Below are 21,594 nucleotides of genomic sequence, written 5' to 3'. Positions count from 1 at the left end.
TGAAGAAAACGTTTGGGGCCCCGTTCGCTCAGCATGACAGTCGTTGTAGTTAGGTTTTCAGTTGGCGCCATTGAGACTTATCCCCGGTCCCCAAAAGCGAGGGACCGGGGGCACCCACATGATCAAGTGATTAGGTGGAGCGCGTGAAGGACTTTTACTTCAGGTGGGTGACGGGGTTGCGGTCGGGGTGGGCTGGGTCTTTGATGATGCGGCCGCCTTGCATGACGAAGGCTACGTGTTCCATGACGGTGATGTCGGCGAGGGGATCGCCTTGCACGGCGACGATGTCGGCATAGCGGCCGGGCTCGATGGTGCCGACGTCTTTGTCTTTTTCGAGCATGGTGGCAGCGTTGATGGTGGCGGCTTGAAGGGCTCCGAGGGTGGTCATGCCGCCGCGGACGAGTGCGCCAAATTCTTTGGAGACTGATTCGTCGACGTCATCGTCGTCGACACCATAGGCGACGCGGATGTGGTGAGCGAGGGCGAGCTTGAAAGCGGGGCCCTGCGCAGCCATGATCTCTTTGCCCTTGGCGAAGGAGTCGGGGTCGCGGCCTTTGCTGAGGCCGGTCTCCATGTCGTGCTGGAAGCAATAGAGAGTAGGGACGAGCCAGGTGTGATGCTGCTCCATGAGCTGGGCGCCTTCTTCGTCGAGCATGGTGCCGTGTTCGATGGAGTCGACGCCGGCGCGGACCGCGGCTTTGATTCCGGCTGCGCCTTCGGCGTGGGCCATGACTTTCTTGCCGGCCCGGTGGGCGATTTCAACTGCTGCGGCCATCTGCGCTTCGCTGAGTTCCTGGACGTGGAAGTCGGAGATGGGGTCCATAACACCGCCGGTAGCCATGAGCTTGATCCAGTCGGCGCCGTATTTAATGTCGCGGCGGACGACGTGGGCGATGTCGTCGACGGTGTCGGCGACGTTCGGACGGCGGGGCAGGTCCATGTCGGCGGAGAAGGGAGTGCCGTCGCCGTGTCCGCCGGTGAGGGAGACGCAGCTGCCTGCGGCGGTGATGCGGGGGCCAAGGATGATGCCGCGCTTGACGGAGTCGCGCAAGGCGAATTGTGGGTAGTCGGCGGGGCCTTCACAGGCGTCGCGGAGCGAGGTGAAGCCGTGGTCGAGCCAGAGGCGGAGGTTATAGACGCCCCAGAGGGTGTGTTGCGGAATGGAGGTGCGCAGTTCGACGGCAATGCTTTGCGATGTGGGATTGGAGAGCGTGTGGGCGTGGGCGTCGATGAGGCCGGGGAGGACGGTGTAGCTGGAGAGATCGGTGACGGGGATGCCGGAGGGTGCGGAGTCGGCGATGGATTGAATACGGTCGCCGGCGATGAGGATGTAGGCATGCTGGCGGACATTGCCGGTGCGGACGTCGATGAGTTTGCCGGCGAGGACTGCCTGCGTGGTAGCGGGTTTGGAGTCTTGCTGGGCCGACGTGATGGATATGCAGAGGAAGACAACCGCGGCAAGGATCAGGGAAGTTGAACGTGTCATCTTGGGTTTGAAGGTAACACTTCGAGAGACAGTTTTTAGTTGTCAGTTGTCAGTTGGTGGTGAGTTCTTAGTTCACAGTTCGTAGTTCATAGTTCCTAGTTCCTAGTCCACGGCTCTCAGTATCTTCGGTTCGCTGGTCTTCAAAGGCGGAAGACCTGGTGCACCCGGTTTTCCTAAGAGCAAATGAAAACCCCGGTCCCGAAAACGAGGGACCGGGGCACCCGATGATGGCGTGGTGAGTCGCTAGTGGGCGGAGTCGCTGGTGCTGTGCGATTGCGTTTGCAGCCAACTGCGGAGGTTGGGTTCCTGTAGTTTGCGAAGTTCGATGCAGCCGTTAATGCGCTCGATGGCGTGCTTGAGCGTTTGGTCAGCGGCGGGAACTTTGTGGGTTGAGAAGAACTGCGAGACGTCGTCGCGGGCATCTGCAGAGCAGAAGGAGCTGGTGGCGCCGACGACTGCTGAGCCGAGCTCGGGGGTGAATTCTTTCTTCACCTCGTCCCAGTGGTTCTGGATGAAGCTCCAGGCGAGGTCGCGGGTCTTGTCCGTATCGAGTGCGATGGCGAGTTGGATGGCAGCGTCCTGATTACGGACCTTGTCAGAGACTGCGTACTCGAGGGCGCGTTTTGCCAAGTCGGGGTTTTCGAAAAGCGCGAGCAGGTGAAGTGCGCCGGTCTGGATTTCGGGATTGGTTGAAGTCTCGGCGATCTTCTGCAGCTGATCGAAGAGAGCGGCGTCGCCGTTGCGAGCGGTGATTTGGAGCGCGGTCTGAGCGAGGTTGGGTTCGACCGATGCGGGGTTGGCAAGATATTTCTGGCTCATCTCACGGGCCTGTGCGAGGATTTGCGGATCGTTGGCTTCGCCAAGAGCGGCGAAGAGAAGAGCGCGAAGCTGCTTCTTGTTGGGCGTGTCGGAGGCGGAGGGCGGACCGAGCCTAGTGTACTCCGCCTCGAAGTTCTGGCGGAACCAGCTTTCGAGAGCGTCCTTCTCCTGCGGTGTTGCGGCAACGCGTTCGCGAATCGCGGCAAGCCCGTCGAGAGCGGTGGAGACGACGTCTGCGTTGGAGTCGTCCTTGATCGCGGAGACCAGTTTGAGATAGTCGCCGACGGTGGCTTTATCTGCGCGGACCTGAGCCCACTCATCGCCGATGAGGCTGATGCGCTCGGGAGGCGTGAGTGTGATTTCGAGATGCGCGGTGATTGCGGAGTAGTCGCCGGGAGTGTAGGCCGTGCGGTAGTAGCCTTTGCCGCCGGCGTTGGCGAAGAAGGGTTGATTGTCGGGGACGTTGAGTGAAGTGGTCTCAGGAGTGAGGAGCTGGCAATCCTGCTTGTTACCGGCGGTTTTGAAGCAGACAGGGAGCGTCCACTTCTGTGCGGGATCGGGCTGGATGCTGGGGCTCAGGAAGAAGCGCCGCTGCGAGACGGAGACCTTTCCGCCGGAGGGCTGGCCGAAGGTGAGGAGCGGTACGCCGGGCTGGCCAATGAGTCCGTCCATGATTTTGTCCACGGGCTTGTGGCTGGTGGCGGTCTGCGCGTTCCAGAAATCTTCAGCGGTCGCATTGCCGTAGAGATGCGCGGAGAGGTAGCTGTGCACGCCCTGCCGAAAGACTTCAGGACCGACGTAGTTTTCGACGCTGAGCAGAACGTCGCTGGCTTTGCCGTAGGAGATGCCGTCGAACATCTGTTCGATTTCGTCACGCGTGTCGGCGCGGGCTCGTATGGCGCGCGTGGTGGGCTGCGCGTCAAGGTTGAGCGTGCCGTCAAGGCCGGAGATGACCATCTGATCGATGTTCCACTCGGGGTGCATGGCGGCGACAGGCTTGTTTTCCATCCAGGTGGCGAAGCCTTCGTTGAGCCAGACGTTGTCCCACCATTGCATGGTGACGAGATCGCCGAACCACTGGTGCGCCATTTCGTGTGCGATGACGAGGGCGACCTCGCGCTTCGCGTTCTCAGAGGCAGTTTTGGGATCGATGAGAAGTGCGGTTTCGCGGTACGTGATGGCGCCGAAGTTCTCCATTGCGCCGGCTTCGAAGTCGGGCAGGCCGATGAGGTCGAGTTTCTTGAGGGGGTAGGGAATGCCGAAGTAGTTGTTGTAGTAGTGAAGCACGTACTTAGCAACGTCTACACCGTAGGGGGTGAGGGCGACCTTGTCGGGTGTGGAGCAGGTGCGAATGGCGACGCCATCTTGGGAACCGGATGAGCACTTGAAATCGCCTACGAGGAAGGCGACGAGGTAGGTGGACATCTTCGGCGTAGTGAGGAACTTGATGGTGTGCTTGTCGGCGGCCGGGCCGGGCTTGTCGCTGAGGACAGGGCCGTTGGAGATGGCGGTGTCGCCCTTGTCAACGATGAGGGTGACATCGTAAGTGGCCTTGAAGGCAGGCTCGTCGAAGGAGGGGAAGGCTCGGCGCGCATCGGTGGATTCGAATTGCGTGACGGCGTAGTTGCGCCTGGCTGTTTTGGAGAGATAGAAGCCGCGCAACTGGCCGTTGAGGATGCCGCTGTACTCGATGTGCAGGGTGGCTTTGCCGGCGGGGAGCTGATCGGGAACGGTGAAGGTGACCTGTTCCTTTTCTTTGTCGATGGAGACGGTGGCGGTTTGGTCCTTGCCTGAGGCGGAGATTCTGACTGAATCGAATGTCAGGTCGTTGGCGTTGAGTGCGATGCTGCTGGTGGGCTCCGCGAGCGTGACATCAATGGTTTCGGAGCCGGTGAAGGTGGCGGCTTTGAGATCGGGGGTGAGAGTGAGTGCGTAGTGCTGGGGAAGGACGGTGGTGGGGAGGCGTTGGGCTTGGGCGGGTGAGATCCAGCTGATGCAGGCGATGAGACTACAGGACAGAGCAAGGCGCATGGAGCGCCGGGGGAGACTCGTATTCATTCAATCCTCGTGAACCTTATGTACCGATGAAACTCGGGGTTCCACCTTTTACTTCGAGCGGCTCGAAATGCGGCTAAGTCGCACTAAGGAAATGCCTGATACCGACAGGACCTGCAGTGCGCTGGCCTTTGTCATTTTAGGGTACAAGGCCGTCAGAAGGTAGGTACGGGATGTGACGGAATGAAGTTCCAGCGGGATGAGGCGGAAGGCGGGATTAGGTCGCGTGCAGAATCATCGTCCCTACGGGACTCGTTCGTTTACTTCCGAGTGCCCGGCGCTGAAGCGCGGGGCTACGTACGTTGCGCCTGCGGCGCGGATGATCGCTGGGTGAGGTGATGAGGATATTTCTTTGCAGTCGGTGTTGGAGATTGTTTTTAGGACAAGGGCAGCGAGTTAGCGCCGCTACGCGGCGTTAGCGAGTTAGCAAGTTAGCGGGTGGGCTGTGGAGCGGAACTAGTGAGTTTCGACGACAGACGCTTCGGGTTGCTTGCGTGTGAGGAGGGAGTCGAGGAGGAGCAGGCAGGCACCGATGACGATGCAGCTGTCGGCGACGTTGAAGTCGGGCCAGTGGTAGCCGAAGATGTGGACCTCGATGAAATCGACGACAGAGCCGTAGCGAATGCGGTCGTGAAGATTGCCGATGGCGCCGCCGAGGACGAGGGCCAGCGCAATGGTGGTGAGGCTGATGCGACTGCCGAGCCGGATGAGCGCGATGAGGACGGCGAGTCCGGCGAGGGCGGAGAAGGCGATGAGTCCCCAGCGAACGGCGTTGGGCGAAGCGGAGTCGGCGAAGAGCGAGAAGGCTGCGCCTTCGTTGAGCCAGTGGGTGATGCGGAGGAAGCCGGGAATGACGGTGATGGCTTCGCCCAGAGCGATGTGGGTGGAGACGAGCGCCTTGGTGAAGCGATCGGCGACGATGATGAGCGCTGAGAAGAGGAGGAGCCAGGGAAGTTTGCGCGGCGGGGGAAAGCTCACTTAGCTGCCTCCGGCTCGGGTTCGGGAATGCCCATCTCGTGGAGGGCGTGGTGGCAGCGGGTGCAGACGTTTTGCCAGATGCCGTAGCTGGAGACTTCGGGCATGAAGTTCCAGCAGCGGGCGCATTTGTGGCCACTGGCGGGAAGGGCAGTGATCGCGAGCGGCACGTCGGCGCTGCTGGAGAGAACGCGGACATTGGAGACGTTGATGATTTCCTTCAATCCGGCGGCGTGGCGCTGGAGGAGCGCGAGGTCTTCGCCGGAAGCGGCGATCTCGACGTCGGCTTCGAGGCCCTTTCCGATGCGCTTGGCTTGGCGGGCTTCTTCGAGAACGCGGAGAGCTTCGTCGCGGATGGCGAAGATCTGCTTCCACTCTTGGAGGACGAGAGCGGGGTCGGAGGAGAAGATGGCTTCGCGTTTGGGGAAGAGAGCGAGATGGACGCTCTCTTCGCGGCCGGCGATTTTGGGGAGGTATTCCCAGACTTCGTCGGCGGTGAAGCTCAGGATGGGGGCGACGAGGCGGACGAGGGCTTCGGTGATCTGCCAGAGGACGGTCTGTGCGGAGCGGCGCTCTTTGCTCGTCGGCGCAAAGGTGTACATGCGGTCTTTCAACACGTCGAGGTAGAAGGAGCTGAGGTCGACGATGGCGAACTCGTTGACGGCGTGATAGACGCGGTGGAATTCAAAGGCCTCGTAGAAGGCGAGGATCTTTTCGGTAAGTTCGCGGGTGCGGGCGAGCATGTAGCGATCGAGTGGCAGGAGTTCGCACTCCGCGACGCGATCCCGCGTGGGATCGAAGCCGTTGAGGTTGCCGAGGAGGAAGCGGAAGGTGTTGCGCAGCTTGCGATATAGCTCGGCGCAGCGGGCCATAAGGTTTTCGCTGGCGGCCATGTCTTCGCGGAAGTCGATGGAGGCGACCCAAAGGCGGACGATTTCGCCGCCCATGCGTTCGGCGATGTCGACGGGGTCGACGCCGTTGCCGAGAGATTTGGACATGGCGCGGCCCTGTTCATCGAGGGTCCAGCCGGCGGTGGCGACGTGCGAGTAGGGCGCGCGGCCGCGGAGGGCGACGGAGGTGAGGAGGGAGGAGTGGAACCAGCCGCGATGCTGGTCGCCACCTTCAAGGTAAAGGACCTCGGGGCGGACAGGGGTTAAAGCCCCGGCTTGTTTTGAAGCGACCTTCGGCACGACTGAAGTCGTGCCCTGACGCTCCTCGCCTCCCAAATTGTTGGAACCCGTACCGGCAGTCGTGTCCTGATAGGTTTCTGCGCGTTGGAAGGCTGTGTAAGCCGGTCTGAGGTCGGGGTCGGATTCGCAGACGGCGAACCAGCTAGTGCCGGAGTCGAACCAGACGTCGAGGATGTCGGTCTCTTTGCGGAACGTGGTGCCGCCGCACCTGGCGCATCTGGTTCCGGCGGGAAGGATGTCGGAGATGGCGGTAGTGTGCCAGGCTTCGGCGCCTTCGCGTTCGAAGAGATCGACGATCTTCTTGTCGAGCGCGGGATCGATGATGGGGTCGTTGCAGCCCTCGCACATGAAGACGGCGATGGGCACGCCCCAGATGCGCTGGCGGCTGATGCACCAGTCGGGGCGGGTGGCGATCATGTTGGTGATGCGCTCTTTGCCCCAGGAGGGATCCCAGACGACCTTGTCGATTTCTTCGATGGTGAGTTGACGGAAAGTGGTATCGGCGCCGTCGGCGCGCTTCATCGGCGTTTCAAGCGAGATGAACCACTGCTCTGTGGCGCGGAAGATCACGGGGTTGTGGCAGCGCCAGCAGTGGGGGTAGGAGTGCTGGAGGTCGCTAACGGCAAGAAGAGCGCGGTGTTCCTCGAGCATGGCGATGACGATGGGGTTGGCCTGCCAGACGGTCTTGTCTTCGAAAGGAGGCGGAGAGGCGAGCTTCCAGGCGTCGGGATCGGCGTGGAGGCGGCCGGCGGAGTCGACGCGGCACGTCTGATCCAATGAATAGCGCTGGCCGGTGTAGAAGTCGTCGGCGCCGTGGGAGGGAGCGGTGTGAACTGCGCCGGTACCCTGGTCGGCGGTGACGTAGGTTCCAAGGACGCCGAGGATGCTGCGCTCGAGGAAGGGGTGTTTGTAGGTGGTGTGCTCGAGCTGGCTGCCTTTGAAACGGGCGAGTTCAGTGGTGTTGCCGAGCTTGCAGGCGGCGATGACGGCGGGGGCGAGTTCGGCGGCGACGATGTAGACGGGGCCGGCTTTCCCGCTTCCCACACTGCTACCCGCAGGGGAGGAGTCGCCGGTTTGGGCACCACTCCCAGGTCCCCAAGTGCGAGGGACCTGGGGCACCCCTTGTGGAGAGTCCGATGTGGAGAGGGCGACGTATTCGAAGTCGGGATGGAAGGTGACGGCCATGGAGGCGGGTATGGTCCATGGAGTGGTCGTCCAGATGATGGTGTAGACTTCGCGTCCGGCGAGGGCAGGCGTAAGGGCCTCGGGCGCGGAGGTCATGCGATAGCGGACGTAGATGGATGGGCTGGTGTGGCTCTCGTATTCGACTTCGGCTTCGGCGAGGGCGGTGCGGTCGTGGATGCACCAGTAGACGGGTTTGAGTCCGCGGTAGACGAAGCCCTTCTCGAGGAAGCCGTAGAAGGCCTCTAGAGTGCGGGCCTCGTAGTCGCGGGCCATGGTCATGTAGGGCTTTTGCCAACGCCCGAAGACACCGATGCGCTCGAATTGCTGCGTTTGCAGGTCAATGTATTTCTGGGCGTAGGCGCGGCAGGCATCCAGCACTGCCGGTGCGGGCATCTCCAGCTTTTTACGGCCGAGTTGTTCGTCGACCTTGATCTCGATGGGCAGGCCATGGCAGTCGAAGCCGGGGACGTAGGGCGAGTCGAAGCCGGCCATAGTTTTTGACTTCACGACAAAGTCTTTGAGTCCCTTGTTGAGGGCGTGACCGAGATGGATGGGGCCGTTGGCGTAGGGAGGTCCGTCGTGAAGCAGGTAGGCGGGACGGCCGGCGCTGGCTTCGCGGAGCTTCTGGTAAAGGCGCTGTTCGGCCCACTTTTTGAGGCGCAGGGGCTCATTCTGAGGCAGATTTGCCTTCATGGGGAAGGCAGTTTGCGGCAGAGAAAGGGTCGCCTTTAGTTCAGGCGCAGAAGACATTGGAACTCCCGTAAGCGAAAGAGAATCTTGAATGTTTAGTTTAGATCAAATGGCGGGTCGAGGGACGCAACGGGTGCCGGTTGGAGGGCGCGGGTCGGTCGGGTCAGAGGCGGAATGATTTGGTTTTAGTTAACACCATTGGCACTTTCGGTTCATTGAATTGAAGTATCGAGGTGGGCGAGAATTTTGCGGTAACAACTGCTTACCCCGCCCGTCTATCGTTTATGGGAACTCTCACTTCGGAGAGCTATGGTTCTCTGGAGAAGTCAGCAATCCTGGATACTGCCAAAGCTCATCTAAAGACAAGCGCGGGCAGTGTCGAGCATAATGGAGAGGTGGACCTGGACGTGAGCGATAGCCCGACGGGGCGGTCGCAGCAGAGAGGACCAGCATCGGCATCTATGGCAAACGACGTACTTACACAGACTGAGCTCAAGGACGACTTGCCCTCGGCCGAAGGACACGAGTTTGACTCGTTCTTCGGGAAGCCTTTTGAAGAGAAGCCGATCTGGAAAGAGCTCTACGATCAGATTCACGATGTCTTCTTCCCCCCGAAGCTTCCCCCCCTTGTTCTGACGTCGAAGCCGATCCCGGTCGTAGACCGCATGGCGGTGAAGACCAATCCATGGGCAGTGGGCACGTCGGGTGCGGTGAATCTTGCGATTCTGGCGGTGGCGATCTGGCTGGGGCTGACGATCATTCATCCGGTGGTGAAGCCGAAGGTCGACCTGACTAACGTGGATGTTAGCGACATTCTGAAGGCGCCGAAGATGACGGCTCCCGCAGGCGGCGGTGGCGGCGGCGGATCGCATGACATTGTGGATCCGATGAAGGGCAAGTTGCCTCCGCGGATGAAGGATCCGATCACGCCTCCAATGGTGCCGGTGTTGGAGAAGCCGAAGCTCGCCTTTACGCCTGCGATCAACGTGCAGAAGGACATTACCCTGCCGGATAACCCGGAGATGGTGAACTTTGGCGTGAAGAACTCCGCGAACGTTAGCCTGGCTTCGAATGGCTCGGGTGGCGGAGGCGGAATGGGCAGCGGCTACGGCGGCGGCCTTGGCTCGGGCAATGGAAATGGATTTGGGCCGGGGAGCGGCGGCAATACCGGCGGCGGGGTCTACCGGATTGGCGGCGGTGTTTCTGCACCGATCCCGATCTTCACGCCTGAGGCTGAGTTCAGCGATGAGGCGCGTCGCGCGAAGTACCAGGGCGTGGTGTTGATCTCGCTGATTGTGGATGCGCAGGGAAATCCGCAGAATCCGCGTGTGGTTCGCCCTTTGGGCATGGGGCTGGATGAGAAGGCGCTTGAAGCGGTGCGGAAGTACAAGTTCAAGCCGGCGATGAAGGAAGGTAAACCTGTGCCGGTGATGATGAGTATTGAGGTGAACTTCAGGCTGTACTAGGGAGCTAGGGACTAAGGGACGTAAAGATCGGGAGCGGAGCGCGATGGCGCTTTGCTCTTTTTGTTTGGGGTGCGTAGGGAGTAGTGAGTAGCTAAGACTCTGTGGACTTGTTGGGGTCAGTTGTCAATCGATTTAGTTCACAAGTTGAGTCATGGAGGCCGTGGTAATCTTCCGTGTTCGGATGCGGAGGATTGCGATGCGTTCTGTGCTGCGCGGGTGTGTGTTCGGAGTTGTCGGTATTGGGTTAGCGGCGGCTGGCTTTGCGGGGCGCGCGGTGGCGCAGGCTGACTATCCATTCCGCGACACGTCGCTTTCAGATGACGCGCGCATTGACGATCTGCTGAAGCGGGTGACCCTCGATGAGAAGGTACTGCTGATGTCGGATCATCCGAAGATTCCGCGGCTGGGGATCGTGTTCTCGGGGCAGGTGGAGGGGCTGCACGGGCTCGCTTTGGGAGGCCCCGCGAACTGGGCGGCACGGGGACGTCAGCCGGCAGGAACGACGACCTTTCCGCAGGAGAAGGGGCTTGGCGCGACGTGGGATCCGGAGTTGCTGAAGAAGGTTGCGGCGCTTGAGGGCGAAGAGGCGCGCTACTTCTACCAGAACCCGGTGTGGGATCGGGGAGGCGTCGTTGTGCGCGCACCAAATGCGGATTTGAGCCGTGACCCGCGTTGGGGCAGGACAGAAGAGTCGTACGGAGAAGACCCATATCTGGTGGGCACGCTCACGGTAGCGTTCGCGCAGGGATTGCAGGGGCCCGATCCGAAGCACTGGCAGGCGGCGTCGTTGATGAAGCATTTCATGGCGAACGAAAACGAGAACGGGCGTACGCACACTTCGTCTGATTTCGATGAGAGGCTGTTCCGCGAGTACTACTCGGTTCCGTTTCGCATGGGGTTCGAACAGGGCGGATCGCGCGCGGTGATGGCGTCGTACAACGCGTGGAACGGCACGCCGATGACGGTGAATCCGGTGCTGAAGAACGTGATGGTCAAGGAGTGGGGTAATGATGGCCTGATCTGCACAGATGGCGGTGCGCTGACGCTGCTTACGACTGCGCACAAGGCGTTTCCGGACAAGGAGCATGGATCGGCCGCGGCGGTGAAGGCGGGAATCAATCATTTTCTGGATACTTATATTCCCGATCTGACAAAGGCGCTGAAGGATGGACTGCTGACGGAAGCGGACATGGATGCATCGCTGAGGAATCTGCTGAGGGTGTATCTGCGGTTAGGTGAGTTTGATCCGGCGGGTGCTGATCCGTACGGCAAGGTGGGGCGCGAAACAGGAGGTGAGGTGCCCCCGTGGGAGCGCGAGTCGAGCATGAGCCTGGTGCGGCAAACGACGGACGAGTCCATCGTGCTGCTGAAGAACGAGAACAATACGCTGCCGCTGGACAGGAAGAATCTGAAAACAATTGCGCTGATCGGGCCGTGGATCGATACGGTGCTGCAGGACTGGTATAGCGGGACGTTTCCGTATGCCGTGAGCATTCTCGATGGCGTGCGCGAGAAGGCGAGCAGCAATGTACTCGTGCTGTTCGCGGATGGGTCGGACGAGAACGAGGCCGCGGCGCTGGCGAAGAGGGCGGATGTGGCGATTGTGGTGGTGGGGAATCACCCAGTGTGCAATGCCGGCTGGGATCAGTGCGCGACGCCATCAAACGGGAAAGAGGACGTTGATCGCAAGACGATTGTGCTGGAGCAAGAAGAGCTAGTTAAGAAGATCTTCGCGGCGAATCCGAAGACGGTTGAGGTGCTGCGATCGAGCTTTCCGTATTCGATTGTGTGGAGCCAGGGGAATGTTCCGGCAATTGTGCACATGGTGCACAACAGCCAGGAGGAAGGGCACGGACTCGCGGATGTGCTGTTTGGCGATTATTCGCCGGCCGGACGGCTGACGCAAACGTGGCCGACAGGCGACGCGCAGCTGAAGCCGATTCTGGACTACAACCTGCTGGATGGCGAGACGTACCTTTACAGCAAGGAGAAGCCGCTGTATGCGTTCGGGTATGGGTTGAGTTACACGACCTTCGAATACAGGAGCGTGGGTGCGAGCGCGGCGCGCATGGAGCCGGACGGCAGCGTGAAGGTGCACATCAAGGTGAAGAACACGGGCAAGAGGCCGAGCGATGAGGTGGTGCAGATGTATGTGCAGCATCTGGGATCGGCTGTGACGCGGCCGCAGCTTGAATTGAAGGGATTCAGGCGGGTTCGCATTGAGTCCGGCGCGGAGAAAGATGTTGCCCTGCAGTTGAATGCACGCGATCTGGCGTACTGGGATACGGCGGCGCATGCCTGGAGGGTGGAGAAGGAGAAGGTGCGGATTCTGGCGGGTGGTTCGAGTGACAAGCTGCCGGTGCAGACGACGGTGGATGTGATCGATGCGAAGGAGTTCAGGCCGTGATGGCGATGTTCGGAACCCGATTGTTCGATAACCGATCCTTCGCAGATTGAGGTTCGTTGTTCCCATGTCCCCCGGGTGGGAGGGAACCTTCGATAGGCTCGGGGGCACCCGCATGATTTTCGAGTGCGTAGGTTAACGCTCGGCCACTATAATCCGCGCATGCACACCTCCTCCCATCGATCCACGACCCGGGCCGGTAGCGTCGGCAAACGGGATTTGGGTGAACTGATCGCCAGTCTTGCTCTGCAGAGGTTTGAGTGGGCCGCCTACCGTCTTTCTCTGCAGCCAGAACGCGTTGTGCTTGAACCGCTGCTCAAGCATGGATTTCTTCACGGCACGGTATCAAGCGCCAGCAGGGATGAACAATCGATTGTGCTCGCTTTCTGTTTTGAGAATGGGCGCAAGCGGGAGGAATTTCTGTTTGCGGTTTCAGTTGCAGGAGTACAACTGGATCATTTCGTTCCGAGCGCGGAAGAGATCAAGGGATTGGCGCCTGTGGGGCGAGTGATCGATATGGATCCGGAGATGATGGTTGCGATCGGAAGAGATCGCGCTGTGCAGCGCCTGGCGGCGAAGAAGATGCAGGAGAAGATGCGGGCGCGGGCTGGAATGCAAGAAGCTTCGCGGGCCGGGGCTAATCCGCTCTAGCTCGCTCGGAATCTGACGATCGACTGAGACCGGCTAAGAGTATCAGCGCGGTTGTCTATCGACGCGATGAGCGAAACGAATTCCGCAGTCATGAAAACGGTTCTGGTCTTTGTTGGCGCGTTTGTTTGGGCGGCAGCCCCCGCTCTAGCTGCGACTCTTTCCGGTACGGTACGCGACACGGTGGGTGCAACGATACCCAATGCCCACGAACGACAATATCGGAACGGCAGAAGACAGATTCGCGACCACGGATAAGAAGGGCGAGTATTCACTTGAACTGCCACCTGGTTTCTACGACGTCATCGCGACAGCAACTGCCTTTTCTCCTCACTGCGAGAAGATCCGGATAAAGGGCAAAGCAACAAAGAGACACGATGTCGTGCTCAAAGTGAGCCCGGTTACTTCAAAAGAGCTAGATTAAGTCTGCCGAACCGAAGCTACTTGATCGAATCACTGTGCTATCAGCCGTGTTTAAAGATGGATTTCAGTTCTTCGGGGGCGACGACTTCCAGCTGGGCAAAGGTGCAGGATTTGGGTTTGCGGTCGGTGCGCCAGCGGCGGAAGTGGGCCATGTGACGGAAGCGGCCGCTCTGCATGTGTTCGTAGGCGACTTCGATGACGAGTTCGGGGCGAATCGGTTCCCACTCTAGATCTTTGCCGCGACTCCATCGGCTCTTGCCGCCGGGCATGCGGTGGTCGCCGAAGGATGAGGAATCTTCGGGGCTCTCCCAGTCTTTCCAGGGATGATTGCGCAGGGCGTCTTCCCGATAGGGCGCGAGGAACTGGAGCAGTTCGCGGCGCATGGGCGCGGTGAAGCTGGCGCAGACGCCGACGTGCTGGAGAACTTCCCCGTCGTTGTAGAGACCGAGGAGGAGAGAGCCGATCTCCTTGCCGGCGGCTTCTTTGTACCAGCGGAAACCGGCGACTACGCAATCGCAGTCGCGTTCGTGCTTGATTTTGAGCATGACGCGCTTGTCGGGTTGGTAGGGGAGATCGATCGGTTTTGCGACGACTCCGTCGAGACCGGCGCCTTCGAAACGCTTGAACCAATCGGTAGCGACGCTTCGATCTTTGGTTGCCGGTGTGATGTGGATGGGGGCTTTCGCAAACTTCAGTAGCGATTCGAGCTCGGCGCGTCGTTTGCTGAAGGGTGAGGTGCGCAGGTCGTGCTTGCCATTGCAGAGGAGATCGAAGAAGACGCAGGAGGCGGGCGTCTGCTGGGCGAGGAGTTTGACGCGGGATGCGGCGGGGTGGATGCGCAGCTGAAGGGCGTCGAAGTCGAGATGGCCTGCGTTGGCGATGACGAGTTCGCCGTCGAGGACGCACTGGTCGGGAAGCTGCTCGCGCAGGGGGGCAAGCATTTCGGGGAAGTAGCGGTTGAGCGATTTTTCATCGCGGCTCTGGAGGAGAACTTCGTCGCCGTCGCGGAAGACGAGAACACGGAAGCCATCCCACTTGGGCTCGTAGATCCAGTTGCCTTCGGAGGGGATGGAGTCGACTCGCTTGGCGAGCATTGGGAGGAGAGGGGGATTGACAGCGAGGTTCATAGGTGTGGTGGCGCCATGCGAGGTCATACAGGTGTGGATGCGCAGCATCGTACTGGTTGTTGCACGAGGCCGTCGGGAGTGATTGACTAGAATCCGGATGTATGTGGACGCGAGACTTGCCGAAATGAATGACGAGCACGGTGTTTACGGAGCAGCGCGGGTTGAGGCCGGCAATGGCGGTCTGCCAAAGATTTCCATCGAAACCAAGCTGGGCAAGGCTGAGGTTTATGTGTACGGCGCCCAGGTGACCTCGTGGAAGCCTGCGGGGTTTGACGAGGTGATCTTCGTCAGCGCGAAGTCGCACTGGGAGAGGGGCAAGGCGATTCGTGGGGGGATTCCGGTGTGTTTTCCGTGGTTCCGTGCAAAGCCGGATGATGCGAACGCGCCGATGCATGGATTTGTGCGTACGAAGGAGTGGAAGGTTGAGTCAACGAGCCATCAGGCGGATGACTCAGTCAGCCTGCTGCTGTCCACGGAGAGCGACGCGGAGAGCCGGCGCTGGTGGCCGCATGAGTTCCGGCTGGAATACTCCATCAAGGTGGGGAAGCGGCTCGAGCTCGAATTGAAGATGGAGAACCGAGCGAGCGAGGAGTTGCGCTTCCAGGAGGCCCTGCATACGTATTTCAAAGTCGGAGACGTGGAGAAGTGCCGCGTGGTCGGGCTGGACGGAGTGCACTACCTGGATAATCGCGACAATAACAAGGAGAAGGTGCAGCGGGGCGATCTGGTGCTGTCGAAGTTCACGGACAACGCGTACCTGGATGCAACGGGCACGGTGGCGATCGTGGATTCGAGCGCTGGACGGAGACTGGTGACGGAGAAGAGTGGATCAGTGTCGACGATCGTGTGGAATCCGTGGAGTGACGGGGCGGCAAAACTGGCGGACTTTGGCGCCGACGAGTGGCGGGGAATGCTCTGCGTGGAAGGTGGAAATGTGCTCGGGCAGGCCGTGGTTTTGCCCAGAGGCGGGGAGCACAGGATGAGAAGTGTGCTGAGCTGCACCTCGGTATAGTTGCTCACAGGATGCGCCTTTGTGACAAGGCCGCGTGAATTTGTGGCGAATTCTGTACGTTAAATGGTTGACAACGTCCGATATTTCATAAACTTAGACGTTATAGCGTTACCAAAGTTTTGTTGACTAGGACGAGCGCCTCACCTAAGTTAGGGACTCCAGCAGCTTGTGGAACGCGCGACGCTGGAGCAAAAGGATCAATTCTTCGATAGTCCGTGTTGCTCGTTTGTGGTCCGGATGGGTTGAGTGTCTGGACTATGTAGGCTTTGAGGTTTCGGCAGGCCCGTCTCCTCGTTGGTTCAGTTGATCCGAGGTCTCTCCCTCTACTGAATCTTCCGCGGACACTTCCAACCGATGCTCGTGTCACGAGTGTTTGCGATTGCGCAAGATGACATGAAGCCCCGATTGCTTGCAGGAAATCTCCCCCGGGTGCCTTGTGAGATCAACGCTTCTAGTTTTAGGTGTTTTGCGGTCTGCCGACACGCGTTCCATCCTCAGCAGCGCAATTGAGAGCGCCGGCCACAAGCTGGTGCAGACATCGAGTTCTGAGCAGGCACGGATTCTTCTGAACAACGGTGTCGAGCCCGACCTCCTCGTATTTGAGGCTCCGAGTTCGGGAAGTTCCTATGAGTTGCGGGAGCTGTTTCGAGCTGCGTCCGCTTGCGCAACGTGCGTGATCTCCGGGACTGAAGAGCAGAGGTTGCGGGAGGCGTCCGCGCAGCTCGGAGTGGGGTACTTTCTTGACTGTCCGCTCGTTCGCGAGGAAGTCGAGGCCGTTCTCTCCGTTGTGCTGGCTGGGGAAAAGGGAGTCGCGGGGCCACAAAGTTCGCCCAATGAAGAGAGCGGAGAGGTCCAGTCGCTGCCGGGTACGGCGATTGTGGAGGAGTTGGGGGACGGAAGGTATTTTCTGGCGGCATCTGCGTCGATGCTGAAGATCTTCCGGCAGGTCCAACTGCTGGCGGACGTGGATGCACCGGTGCTGATTCTGGGCGAGAGCGGCACGGGCAAGGAAGTGATTGCGCACCTGATCCACAAGCACTCGAGGCGATCGCATCACCGTTTTGTCAATGTTAATTGCGCGGCGCTGCCGGCGGATTTGCTGGAGAGCGAGTTGTTCGGGTATCAACAGGGCGCATTTACCGGTGCGATCAAAGACAAGCCCGGGAAATTCGAACTGGCGCATCGGGGCACGCTGCTGCTGGATGAAATCGGCGAGATGAGCGCGCAGATGCAGGCGAAGCTGCTGCACGTGCTGCAGGACGGGCAGATGAGCAGGCTGGGCGCGCGTGAGAGCAACAGGGTAGACGTGCGGGTTCTGGCTGCCACCAATGTGCCGATCGAAAGCGCGCTGTTGGGCAGGACCTTCCGCGAGGACCTCTACTACAGGCTGAACGTGTTCACGATCAACGTTCCGCCACTGCGGGAGCGGCGCGAGGAGATTCCCTACCTGATTGAGGAGATCATTCGCAGATCGCCGGAGGAGCTGAAGGCGGGGAGCGACGTTCAATTCTCGTCGAGGCTGATGGATGCAGTCCTGCTGTATTCGTGGCGCGGAAATATCCGCGAGTTGCGGAACTTCGTGACTCGTACGATGACGATGCGCGACATGGGACAGGCAATCGAGGAACTGGAAAGCAAGATTGCGGCCGGGCAGGGGATCGAGTGCGAGGAGCAGGAAGTCCTCACTCCATCCATAGTTATGGAGAAGAACGGAATGCGATCGGTGGTGCGGGAGCTGAAGGACCGCACCGAGGCCCAGATGATCAAGGACGCACTCGACGCGAACGGCTGGAATCGGCGGCATGCAGCTCGATCGTTGAATATCAGCTACCGCGGGCTGCTCTACAAGATTCAACAGCACCAGTTGAATCCCAGAGCGGCGGCAATGGCGCGTCCCGCCGCGCGACCCTAGAACATTCACACAGAAGAGCGAAGTCCTGCATGCCTGGATGAGGGCACGTGGGCCAATGTTTGCGCTTCGATGACGGTCAGAATGGCGTGCTCAGGGAACAGCGGGCCTTCATGCAGCAAGATTTTGATCGTTCAACAAGCGCAGGTATTTGCATACCAATTGAGTAAAAGTGTGCAAAGTTTTGCATACTTTTGCGGTTCGGCGTTGAGAATCTGGGTTTTCAGGCCAGTTCTGACCGGGGATTCGCGGACATGGACTTCGCAACGGTTTGGCTGCCGGCTTGCATGAACGGAAGCAGGCAACAAACGGAAACCGATGTTTGCAGAGACCGCACCGCATCCAACGCCGAGCCAGCTACCGATTGCCGAATTCATTTTCGGGTCGACTCCGGGGATGCAGGAAGCGCGCGAGAGGCTGGAGGCAGCGCTCCAGGATGACCTGCCAGTGCTGATTGAAGGCGAAAGCGGGACCGGCAAGGAACTGGTCGCTCGTTATCTTCATCTTCGGTCGGATCGGGCCGTTGGTCCGTTTGTGCGGGTGAACTGTGGAGCTATCCCGGCGCGACTGATGGAGCCGGAGGCGCTGATGAAGGGATGGTCTGGCGATCCGCAGGCGGATGCGACGCGAGGAACGGTTTTTCTGGACGGGATTGCGGAGATGGATTTTGCGCTGCGGCAAAGGATGATCCCGGCGCTGAAGCCGGGCAAGCCCGGGGAACCAGGGCGGAGGTTCGACGCACGGATTGTGTGTGCGTCGAGTGTCGTTGCGGATCGCGAGAGGGTCCGGGAGAGGGCAGGGGGGCGGGACATGAGCGCATGGGCAAGCGACTTCAAGCATCGCGTGCGTCTGCTTCCATTGCGTGAAAGGAAGGCCGACCTGCCGGCGCTTTGCGGATACCTCCTTGAAAACTGCGCGCGCAATTTCGGGCGGCCTATCCCGCAACTGAGCGCCGCAGTCCTGGAGGAATTCGAACGTCGGAAGTGGCCCGGGAACGTACGTGAACTGGAGAACTGGATCGCGAGGATCGTGGTCTTCGGAACGGAGGAAGCGGTGAGGATGGAATTCAAGCGCCATATGGGCACCGGCGGAGGCCTGGACGTAATGAGACGTCATTCACTACGGGTGAATCTCAGCCGGGAACGAGGCGCGAGAAGGCGGGGCTGATGGCCTTTTATGGCCCGGGTGGTGACCTACTCACCAAGAAGTAACCAGCGATCGGCTCGCATGGTTGTGGGTTTAGCAGACATTCATGAAACGTTATCAGGTTTGAAATCACTATGTTAGTGGAGGGCACGAGTAAGCCGAGGGTGGTTACCTCGAGTAATTTGCATAGGTTACCGTAGCGGTAACTCGGCGAACCAAAGGGGGCATTGTGGAAGGCGGCAAGGTCACCGACTATTGAGCAAGAATCCTTGTACGCTCTGATGTTTTGCACGCGGTTTGGTGCGTGCGACTCGATGAGTTTGGGTTTCGGGGTCTTAAAAAAACGATGAGCATGTAGCTCACAGGGCGAAGCTTTGTCCTGCTGCTGAATCTCAGGGGTGCAAGTTGTTGAATCTGAAGAGTTCGGTTTCGCAGGTTCTCGGAAACCCATGGTGTGCGATCTACACACGCCATCAGCACGAGAAGACAGTGAGCGAGACGCTGGAAGCCAAAGGATTCGAAGTTTTCCTGCCGTTGTACGAGTCGACCCGGAGATGGAAGGACAGGCGCAAGGTGCTTTCGCTGCCGCTCTTCCCGTGCTACGTGTTCGTGCGGGGAGCGATTGAGAGACGACTTCCGGTGCTTACGACCCCGGGCGTGCATATGATCATCAGCCACGGCGAGAAGGTCGCTACCGTTCCTGATGCGGAGATCGAGGCGATCCGGCGCGCGGTAGATGGTCACTTCAAGGTTGAGCCGCACCCGTTTCTTCGGTGCGGAGAGCGGGTCAGGGTGGTGCGCGGATCTCTTAACGGTGTCGAGGGAGTGCTGACGCGGAAGAAGAATCTTTTCCGGCTTGTGATCTCGGTGGAGATGCTGGCGCAATCTGTGGCGGTGGAGATTGACGCCATGGATGTGGTGCCTGCGGTGGGGCGGAATGTTGCTCAGCTGAGCCCGAGTGCCCAGGGACGAGGCGTTGTTCCGCAGCAGGTCTGCGCGGTGGGCGATTGAATGTGGGATCAGTTGTAGAGCGCGCGTCTGATTGTGAGGAAGGCGCGGATTCGAAGTCGACTGGAGCAAGGATGAAGCTGAACGTACTGCATGCGTTGTTTTTGGGAGCCGCGCTTCTGGGCGCCGGCATTTTTAGAGGCGAGTCACAGGAGGCAGCCGGCCAGAGTGGAGCGTCCGCGCCGACCGCGCAATCGATGGGCGCCAGCGACAAGGCGCACGACGAGAAGTACGTCATCGGAAATGATGACGTGCTTGGGATCAGCGTGTGGAAAGAGCCGGATCTGACGAAGTCGATCCCTGTTCGCTCTGACGGAAAGATATCGCTGCCGCTCGTCGGCGAGTTGCAGGCAACAGGGAAGACGCCGCTGCAACTGGAAAACGATATCACGGAGAAGCTGAAGAGCTTCATCACGGCTCCTGAAGTGAACGTGATAGTGCAGCAGGTGAACAGCCGCAAGTTCAACGTAATGGGAGAGGTTTCGAAGCCCGGCTCCTATCCGCTAACGGCCAGCACCACCATCATGGACGCGATTGCTATCGCGGGAGGCTTCAGAGATTTCGCGAAGAAGACCGGGGTCTACATTCTGCGCAAGGGACCGGATGGGAAGGAAAGCCGGATCAACTTCAACTACAAGTCATTCATCAAGGGCAAGAATTCGGATCAAAACGTCCGCATTGAGCCGAACGACACCATCATCATCCCGTAAGAGAGTTGGCCACCATGTTCAGGATTGCGTGTTTCTGTCTGGTTATCGGCATTGCGGCTCCGGCGTGGTCGCAGGTTGAACCGAGCGCCTACGGTGGCAGCTACGATCTGGATAGCGAACACATGCAGACGCCGCCACCGGTGAGCAAGGGAGCCTATCCTTCGTTGTCTTCTTCGGAAGAGAGGTCGAACTTCATCTCCGGGGGTGTTTCGGCATCGGGATCGTATACGGACAACCTGATGCTCGTCGGGACGAAGAAAGTTGCTGATTACTACTACAACGTTGTTCCGACCATCAGCCTCGATCGCAGGACGCCAAGGCACTCAGAGTCGGTCCACTACGGCGCTGGTTTCAGGTTCTATCAAAATACGACTGATTTCAATGCCATCGATCAGGATGGATCGGCTGAGTTCACGTACCGCTTTACGCCCTACACCGCTCTGATCATCACCGACACGGTTACGCAAAACTCGAACTCGTACGGCGGGGGAAATTTTCTCGGCAGCGGTGGAGTTTCAGGAGCCCCGGGGTCAACAAACCAGGCGTTCATCGAGCCGTATGCCAATCGGCTCAATAATGCGACGAGCGCGGGACTTGAATACCAGTTTTCGAAAAACGCCATGATTGGAGCGAGCGGAATGTATTCGTTCCTTCATTTCTCGGCGGACTCGCTTTTGCCCGCGTTGAGCGATCAGGATACGGCCGGGGGAAATGCGTTCTACAGCAGGCGGTTTGGGAAGTCGTATGGGGGACTGACCTATCAGTTCTCGAAGTACATCACGCATCCGTTCCCCAGCTATACGGTTTCGAACACGGTATTCGGATTCTTCACCCACTACTTCACCCGGACGGTTTCCGTTTCGGTTCTTGGTGGACCCGAGCATTACACCTCGTGGTCGCAGAACAACGGAAAGTCAGGGGCCTGGACACCGGCAGCGCAGGGGAGTGTGGGATGGCAGGTCAAGCGGGCGAGTCTCGCGGCCAATGTCGTGCATATTGTTTCGGGAGCTGGAGGCCTAGTTGGGACGTTCCATTCCGATACCGGGGGTGGGAGCGTCCACATGATGGTGACTCCGAAGTGGAGTGCCGGTGCGCACGTTGATTACTCACGATACAAGAACCTGACGACCGCACCTCAGCTGTTCCAGTACTTCCCAGGCGGAACTACGATCGCCGGTGGTATTCAGGCGCAACGATCGTTGCGCGAATGGCTGGCGCTGGACGCAGAGTACGCCCATTTCCATCAGAACTATGGAAACGTGACAAATGAAGTGATGCAGGATACGAACCAATTCATTGTCGGGATCAGTTGCCAATTTCACAAACCGTTAGGACGCTGAG

15 protein-coding genes are annotated in these 21,594 nt (G+C 59.5%); 10 read left to right on the top strand and 5 right to left on the bottom strand.

The annotated features are described in order from the left end of the window. Positions 1-154 precede the first annotated feature (154 nt). The 4 genes from DHV10_RS03005 to DHV10_RS02990 form a co-directional block, all read right to left on the bottom strand. On the bottom strand, positions 155-1,486 hold the full coding sequence (locus tag DHV10_RS03005; protein ID WP_109484820.1) for a metal-dependent hydrolase family protein: 1,332 nt from the start codon (positions 1,484-1,486) through the stop codon (positions 155-157). A 243-nt stretch (positions 1,487-1,729) separates the two neighbouring features. Continuing rightward, the gene (locus DHV10_RS03000) at positions 1,730-4,363 is read right to left on the bottom strand and encodes a M1 family metallopeptidase (protein WP_239461263.1); all 2,634 of its coding nucleotides are present in this window, start codon (positions 4,361-4,363) and stop codon (positions 1,730-1,732) included. A gap of 453 nt (positions 4,364-4,816) precedes the next feature. Then, positions 4,817-5,338: a signal peptidase II gene (gene lspA, locus DHV10_RS02995; protein ID WP_109484818.1), complete on the bottom strand. Its 522-nt coding sequence runs from the start codon at positions 5,336-5,338 to the stop codon at positions 4,817-4,819. Beyond that, positions 5,335-8,460, bottom strand: a complete 3,126-nt coding sequence (locus DHV10_RS02990; protein WP_109484817.1) for an isoleucine--tRNA ligase — start codon at positions 8,458-8,460, stop codon at positions 5,335-5,337. The genes lspA and DHV10_RS02990 overlap by 4 nt, the downstream gene beginning before the upstream one ends. Before the next feature lie 401 nt (positions 8,461-8,861). On the opposite strand from DHV10_RS02990, the gene DHV10_RS02985 reads away from it, so the two are divergent. From DHV10_RS02985 to DHV10_RS02970, 4 genes are all read left to right on the top strand, one after another. Then, complete coding sequence (locus DHV10_RS02985; RefSeq protein WP_162601146.1) at positions 8,862-9,866, top strand: energy transducer TonB; 1,005 nt, start codon at positions 8,862-8,864, stop codon at positions 9,864-9,866. 196 nt (positions 9,867-10,062) lie between these two features. After that, a complete protein-coding gene (locus DHV10_RS02980; RefSeq protein ID WP_109484815.1) occupies positions 10,063-12,273 on the top strand; it encodes a glycoside hydrolase family 3 C-terminal domain-containing protein in 2,211 nt (736 codons plus the stop codon). A 159-nt stretch (positions 12,274-12,432) separates the two neighbouring features. Next, complete coding sequence (locus DHV10_RS02975; RefSeq protein ID WP_162601145.1) at positions 12,433-12,921, top strand: hypothetical protein; 489 nt, start codon at positions 12,433-12,435, stop codon at positions 12,919-12,921. A gap of 199 nt (positions 12,922-13,120) precedes the next feature. After that, the gene (locus DHV10_RS02970) at positions 13,121-13,342 is read left to right on the top strand and encodes a carboxypeptidase-like regulatory domain-containing protein (RefSeq protein ID WP_109484813.1); all 222 of its coding nucleotides are present in this window, start codon (positions 13,121-13,123) and stop codon (positions 13,340-13,342) included. A gap of 40 nt (positions 13,343-13,382) precedes the next feature. Here the strand turns inward: DHV10_RS02970 and DHV10_RS02965 are convergent, their stop codons facing one another. Further along, complete coding sequence (locus DHV10_RS02965; protein WP_109485677.1) at positions 13,383-14,468, bottom strand: ATP-dependent DNA ligase; 1,086 nt, start codon at positions 14,466-14,468, stop codon at positions 13,383-13,385. Positions 14,469-14,571: 103 nt separating this feature from the next. On the opposite strand from DHV10_RS02965, the gene DHV10_RS02960 reads away from it, so the two are divergent. From DHV10_RS02960 to DHV10_RS02935, 6 genes are all read left to right on the top strand, one after another. Further along, the gene (locus tag DHV10_RS02960; protein ID WP_162601144.1) at positions 14,572-15,480 is read left to right on the top strand and encodes a D-hexose-6-phosphate mutarotase; all 909 of its coding nucleotides are present in this window, start codon (positions 14,572-14,574) and stop codon (positions 15,478-15,480) included. Between the two features lie 466 nt (positions 15,481-15,946). Then, positions 15,947-17,392: a sigma-54 interaction domain-containing protein gene (locus DHV10_RS02955; RefSeq protein ID WP_109484811.1), complete on the top strand. Its 1,446-nt coding sequence runs from the start codon at positions 15,947-15,949 to the stop codon at positions 17,390-17,392. A gap of 315 nt (positions 17,393-17,707) precedes the next feature. Next, a complete protein-coding gene (locus tag DHV10_RS02950) occupies positions 17,708-18,556 on the top strand; it encodes a sigma 54-interacting transcriptional regulator (protein ID WP_109484810.1) in 849 nt (282 codons plus the stop codon). Positions 18,557-18,940: 384 nt separating this feature from the next. Then, positions 18,941-19,546, top strand: a complete 606-nt coding sequence (locus DHV10_RS02945; RefSeq protein ID WP_109484809.1) for a UpxY family transcription antiterminator — start codon at positions 18,941-18,943, stop codon at positions 19,544-19,546. Positions 19,547-19,617: 71 nt separating this feature from the next. Further along, positions 19,618-20,253: a polysaccharide biosynthesis/export family protein gene (locus DHV10_RS02940; protein WP_109484808.1), complete on the top strand. Its 636-nt coding sequence runs from the start codon at positions 19,618-19,620 to the stop codon at positions 20,251-20,253. A gap of 14 nt (positions 20,254-20,267) precedes the next feature. After that, the gene (locus DHV10_RS02935) at positions 20,268-21,593 is read left to right on the top strand and encodes a porin family protein (RefSeq protein WP_109484807.1); all 1,326 of its coding nucleotides are present in this window, start codon (positions 20,268-20,270) and stop codon (positions 21,591-21,593) included. The last annotated feature ends 1 nt before the right edge of the window (position 21,594 follow it).

This window comes from Occallatibacter savannae (genome assembly GCF_003131205.1).
In the GTDB taxonomy this organism is placed as follows: domain Bacteria; phylum Acidobacteriota; class Terriglobia; order Terriglobales; family Acidobacteriaceae; genus Telmatobacter; species Telmatobacter savannae.
This window is presented reverse-complemented; position numbering and strand designations above follow the sequence as displayed.

Coding starts and splice junctions, on each gene's coding strand:
- DHV10_RS02980 (WP_109484815.1), top strand. CDS start 10,063: ATGCGTTCTGTGCTGCGCGGGTGTGTGTTCGGAGTTGTCGGTATTGGG.
- DHV10_RS02975 (WP_162601145.1), top strand. CDS start 12,433: ATGCACACCTCCTCCCATCGATCCACGACCCGGGCCGGTAGCGTCGGC.
- DHV10_RS03005 (WP_109484820.1), bottom strand. CDS start 1,486: ATGACACGTTCAACTTCCCTGATCCTTGCCGCGGTTGTCTTCCTCTGC.
- DHV10_RS02990 (WP_109484817.1), bottom strand. CDS start 8,460: ATGTCTTCTGCGCCTGAACTAAAGGCGACCCTTTCTCTGCCGCAAACT.
- DHV10_RS02970 (WP_109484813.1), top strand. CDS start 13,121: ATGCCCACGAACGACAATATCGGAACGGCAGAAGACAGATTCGCGACC.
- DHV10_RS02940 (WP_109484808.1), top strand. CDS start 19,618: ATGAAGCTGAACGTACTGCATGCGTTGTTTTTGGGAGCCGCGCTTCTG.
- DHV10_RS02950 (WP_109484810.1), top strand. CDS start 17,708: ATGTTTGCAGAGACCGCACCGCATCCAACGCCGAGCCAGCTACCGATT.
- DHV10_RS03000 (WP_239461263.1), bottom strand. CDS start 4,363: ATGAATACGAGTCTCCCCCGGCGCTCCATGCGCCTTGCTCTGTCCTGT.
- DHV10_RS02985 (WP_162601146.1), top strand. CDS start 8,862: ATGGCAAACGACGTACTTACACAGACTGAGCTCAAGGACGACTTGCCC.
- DHV10_RS02965 (WP_109485677.1), bottom strand. CDS start 14,468: ATGAACCTCGCTGTCAATCCCCCTCTCCTCCCAATGCTCGCCAAGCGA.
- DHV10_RS02935 (WP_109484807.1), top strand. CDS start 20,268: ATGTTCAGGATTGCGTGTTTCTGTCTGGTTATCGGCATTGCGGCTCCG.